We start from the raw sequence: 2,933 nt of genomic DNA on the forward strand, positions 1-2,933 counted from the left end.
CCTCACTCGCACCCCCGCCCCCACCCGCGCCGCCGCGCTCGTCACCTCGGTGCTCACCGTGGATGCCCTGCTCCACCTGTACTGGACGACGGGCGCCACCTGGCCCGCGGCCGATGACGAAAGCCTGTCCCAAGCGGTTCTCGGTACGGACGTGCCGTTCACACCGCCGATCCTGCTCCCTCTCGTCGCCCTTCTCCTCACCGCCGCCGGCTTCGTCCTCGCCCACTCCCGCCGCCCCCGTCACCTGGTCCTCCGGCTCGGCACCCTGGCCGTGGCCGCGGGTCTCTCGCTGCGCGCCCTCGCGGGGATCTACTGGCTGTTCGCCAAAGAGACCGGCACCGCTTTCTACTGGCTCAACCTCGCGCTCTACACCCCGCTGTGCGCCGTTCTGGCCATCGCGGCCCTGCGCGTGGCGCGGTGGAAGGATGACGCCCGTGCCCGATGAGCGACCCGATGACCAGACGGCCCGGCTCGTGCGAGCCGCCCAGCGTGGCGACACGCTCGCCATGGCCGAACTCCTGGACCTCCTCGCTCCGTACGTGGGTCGCGTCTGCGCGCCCATCGCCCTGGACCAGGGGGCGGACGCGGCGCAGGACGCCCTGGTGGCGGTCTTCAAGTCGCTGCGCGCCCTGAAGGACCCGGCCGCCCTGCACGGCTGGGTCCGTGCCATCGCCGTGCGCGAGGCGGTCCGCACCGCGCATCGCGCCGCCCGCACCGTACCGGCCGATCTCAGCGCGCTCCCGGCCCGCGGCGACCCCCAACTCTCCGCCGACATCAGCGACGTACTGGACCGGCTCTCCCCCGAACACCGCGCGGTACTGATGCTGCGTGACGTGGAGGGCCTGGACGAGCGCACCGCCGCGGCCCTGCTCGGTGTGCGTACGGGCACCGTCAAGTCGCGGCTGCACCGGGCCCGTGACACCTTCCGAAAGGCGTGGACGTCATGAACGAGCGCTGGCCCACCATCGACCTCGACCCCGTACGCCGCCTGCACGCTCTGGCCGCCGGTATCCGCGGCGCGCATGTGACCGAGGCGCATGTCGACGCACCCTTCGAGCGGGTCTGGTCCCTGCTGGGCGACTTGGAGGGCGGGTTCGGACAGGTGGTGACCGACATGGAGCGGCTGCGCGTCGTCCACCGGCAGGGCGAGCGCGTCGAGGCGCTGGCCCGCAGCAGGTACGGGATGCGGGCCCGGCTGCGCGGGGTGCAGCGGCCGGGCTGGTGCTGGCTGCAGAGCCGGTTCCTGCTGATCGGCGTGGCGGCGACGCCCGAAGGCCCGGGCACGCGGGTGGCGTTCACCGGGGGCGTGCGGCTGCCGTCCCGAGCCGCCCTGATCTCCCTGGGCGTACGTCGTGAGGGCGTCCGCAGCGTGGAGAATTTGACGGCCCTGCTGTGAGCCGGACAGCGTCTCCCTTCTTCCATCACCTGTCGGCGATCTTCACTGGTACGTTCCGATCATGTCGCGCCTGGTGGAAGTTCCTGGGTACGTACGATTCTGGACCGCCTCGGCTGTGTCTGCTTTCGGTTCTCAGGTCACCGGGCTGGCCCTGCAGATCCTTACCGCCGTGGCGCTCAGCGCGTCCGCCACAGAGGTAGGCATCGTCAATGCCGCCCGCTGGGTTCCGTATCTGCTCTTCGGACTCGTGGCCGGGGTCGTCGTGGACCGTTGTCGGCGCAAGCCGATGATGGTCGGCACGGATCTCGCGAGGGCGGTCCTGCTCGGTGCGATACCGGTGCTGTATGCGCTGGATCAGCTCAGCATCCCCGCGCTGTGTTTGTTCCTCTTCGCGTTCGGTGTGATGTCGTTGCTGTTCGAGGCGGCGAACCAGTCGTATGTGGCACAGCTGGTACCAAAAGAACTGCTCAACGCGGGATACGCCCGGGTGGAACAGGCCGGCGCGGTGGCCGGCTCGACCGGCCCCCTTATCGCCGGGGTGCTGATCAAAATCGTGGGAGCGCCGTTTGCCGTGCTGGTGGACGCCCTCACCTATCTGATGTCCGGGCTGCTCCTCGCCTCGGTGAAGGCGCCCGACCCCGTCCCCGACCGAGGCGCGCGGCGCAGCCTGGGCAGTGAACTGCGCGAGGGGCTCGCCTGGGTCTACCGGCATCGCACGCTGGCGTCCATCGCCCTGACCTCGCACGCGATGCTCCTCTTCAACAGCATGGTGAGCACGGTCTTCGTGGTCTTCGCCTTGCGCGAGCTCAAAATCGGGGAATTCGGTTTGGGGGCCACCTACGCCTTCGCGAGTGTCGGCGCGGTACTCGGCGGTGCGCTCTCCGGACGCGTGGCCAGAAGGCTGGACGTCGGCGCCACTCTGATCGCCTTCCGCCTGCTCGCCGCCATTGGCTGGCTGCCCCTGGTCCTGGCCGAGCGCGGACCGTGGGCACTCGCCGCCGTGTCGCTCGCCTTCTTCCTCGTGTCCCTGGCCATCGGCATCGAAAGCCCGGTGGAGATGAGCTACCGCCAGGCGGTGACACCTGACCGGCTGCGCGGGCGGATGAACGCGACGATCCGCTCGATGAACTGGGGGATGGTAGCGGTGGGGGCACCACTTGGCGGCGTACTCGCCGATCAGGTCAGCTATCGCTTCGCCCTGTGGATCGGCCTGTCCGGGGCAGTCATCCAGGCACTCGCGCTGGCGGTTTCTCGTACTCGCGGGGCCCGCACTGCCGACGAATTGGATTCCTCGGCATCCGACCCGGCATGTCACGCCGCAGAAGCCGCTGACAGGGACGGCAGGGACTGATCGGTTCGCGGTGGCGGCTTGGGTTGGTTTCAGCGACCCGCGGTCAGCTGCCCCGCGGTGGTCCGTCCAGCCTTGCCAGCAGCAGCCGTACGCAGCGGTCGGCGAGCTCCGCCGACCGCGCGGAGGGCGGGACGGAGGTCAGCACCCAGGGCAGTGCGAGCGTCCGCAGCAGCGGCAGCAGCGGCA

Annotated in this window: 4 protein-coding genes; all 4 read left to right on the top strand. The window is 70.1% G+C overall.

The window, feature by feature from the left end:
• Window positions 1-445 (top strand): DUF3995 domain-containing protein (locus CCN51_RS41435; protein ID WP_086860748.1); only part of this gene is annotated, 445 nt, incomplete at its 5' end.
• Window positions 426-947, top strand: a complete 522-nt coding sequence (locus CCN51_RS41440) for an RNA polymerase sigma factor (protein ID WP_055414006.1) — start codon at window positions 426-428, stop codon at window positions 945-947. The genes CCN51_RS41435 and CCN51_RS41440, both read left to right, overlap by 20 nt.
• A complete protein-coding gene (locus CCN51_RS41445) occupies window positions 944-1,396 on the top strand; it encodes a hypothetical protein (protein ID WP_014179114.1) in 453 nt (150 codons plus the stop codon). The genes CCN51_RS41440 and CCN51_RS41445 overlap by 4 nt, the downstream gene beginning before the upstream one ends.
• Window positions 1,397-1,457: 61 nt before the next feature.
• Window positions 1,458-2,747 carry an MFS transporter gene (locus CCN51_RS41450; protein WP_043487489.1) on the top strand — a complete coding sequence of 430 codons (1,290 nt, stop codon included), beginning with the start codon at window positions 1,458-1,460 and terminating at the stop codon, window positions 2,745-2,747.
• Window positions 2,748-2,933: the final 186 nt, after the last annotated feature.

The organism is Streptomyces milbemycinicus (assembly GCF_002154605.1).
Lineage (GTDB): Bacteria > Actinomycetota > Actinomycetes > Streptomycetales > Streptomycetaceae > Streptomyces > Streptomyces milbemycinicus.

Excerpts from the sequence above, each read along its gene's own strand:
- CCN51_RS41445 (WP_014179114.1), top strand. The coding sequence starts at position 944 with ATGAACGAGCGCTGGCCCACCATCGACCTCGACCCCGTACGCCGCCTG.
- CCN51_RS41450 (WP_043487489.1), top strand. The coding sequence starts at position 1,458 with ATGTCGCGCCTGGTGGAAGTTCCTGGGTACGTACGATTCTGGACCGCC.
- CCN51_RS41440 (WP_055414006.1), top strand. The coding sequence starts at position 426 with ATGACGCCCGTGCCCGATGAGCGACCCGATGACCAGACGGCCCGGCTC.